The sequence below is a fragment of the Aurantimonas sp. E1-2-R+4 genome (assembly GCF_036549515.1).
Taxonomy (GTDB): domain Bacteria; phylum Pseudomonadota; class Alphaproteobacteria; order Rhizobiales; family Rhizobiaceae; genus Aurantimonas; species Aurantimonas coralicida_A.
The window spans coordinates 1-1,466 of the sequence record NZ_JAZHLK010000130.1; the positions used below are offsets into that span (position 1 = coordinate 1).

At 56.7% G+C, this 1,466-nt stretch carries 1 protein-coding gene; it reads left to right on the forward strand.

Going from position 1 to position 1,466, the window contains the following annotated elements; genetic code table 11:
* Positions 1 to 1,086: reverse transcriptase family protein (locus tag VQ045_RS21660; protein WP_331831599.1), on the forward strand; the 1,086-nt coding region annotated here is incomplete at its 5' end.
* Positions 1,087 to 1,466 lie beyond the last annotated feature (380 nt).

A 1,466-nucleotide genomic window follows, 5' to 3' on the forward strand; every position in this document is an offset into this window, starting at 1 on the left:
CGACACAGGAAAGGGCCCGATCGGGCCCTTTCCTGTGTCGTGCCCCTCACGCCAGTGGCCTGCTTTTACTCCGCACCACTGGCCCGGTTTTGCTCCGACGTTGACACCGAATACCTGCAAGACGTGGTTCATCGCAAGAGCGACCCATATCGCACCTTCAAGCTCGCCAAGCGCGGCAAGGCCAATGTGCGACCAAGGCCGAGCCGCAAGCATCGCTGGATCTGCGTGCCCGAGCCCATGCTCATGCAAGCGCAGCGGTGGATAGCCCAGAACATCCTCAACGCTGTGACTCCCCATGAAGCCTGTCACGCATTCACACTGAAACGTGATCTCGTGGGCGCGGCCAAGAAGCATCTCCAGGCGAGATGGCTGGTCAAGTTGGACATCAGGCGGTTTTTTGAGTCCATCCCAGAGAAAAGCGTCTATTTTGTCTTTCGGCGCTTGGGATATCCGGCCCTTCTCAGCTTTCAGTTCGCAAGGCTCTGCACTCGCGTGAGGCGAGGGGATTTGATCGGGAAAATATCCCGGGAACGGGTCAGGTCACTCCCAATTCGTCCTCGTGTTCCGGGGCACCTCCCGCAAGGCGCTCCAACGAGCCCTATGTTGGCTAACCTTGCGGTGGCGATCTTGGACGATCACTTGTCCGCGATCGGTAGAGGACATGGTTGGACCTACACCAGATACGCCGATGATCTTGCCTTCTCGCGCATCGAGGACACGAACCGCGGGTCTGCCGTGACGCTGGTCAAACTGGTCGAATTCGCGTTGTTCGACTTTGGCTTCGTACCCCATAGCGCAAAGACAAGCATCGCCTCGCCTGGGGCTCGCAAAGTGCTCCTCGGCACTCTCGTAGATCGTGAGCGGCCACGGTTAACACGATCGTTTAGGAACAACCTTGAAACCCATCTCTACGCTATGACCAACGACGGCATCGGGCCGGCTGCCCACGTGAGACGCCGGGGTTTCACATCTATGATCGGACTGCGGCGCCATGTGGCGGGGCTTCTCGCCTTTGCACATCAGGTTGATCCGATCTATGCCGCAAAGCAGTATGCGAAGTTCAACTTGATCGATTGGTCAAAATAAGCTTTAATAACGGCAGCCGACACTTTGCGATTGGGCTCGCACTGTCATGGAGCAACCTTTCGGATCTTCGCCAATACTCGCAAGTTGTCTTCCAGCTTCGCCCGCCTAGCACAGCGTTTCTGTAGGTCACGCTTTCTAATCGTGATCAAGCCCCCCAAGTGCAGTTCTGAAGCTAGCGGTGTGCAGCCGCTCCAGTTCAGGATGTCCGACTGGGGGAGCAGGACAATGCTTACCGACCAACCCTAATCCAGGTGCGGAGGTGAAGCGCTAGAGCATCCGGCGAATAATTTGAATCGACGGGTTCCCATTTGATGTTCGGTTTGATTCTCTGTGAGCAGGAGGTGCTTCATGGGAAAGGCTGTTTCATCAGATTTGCGGGA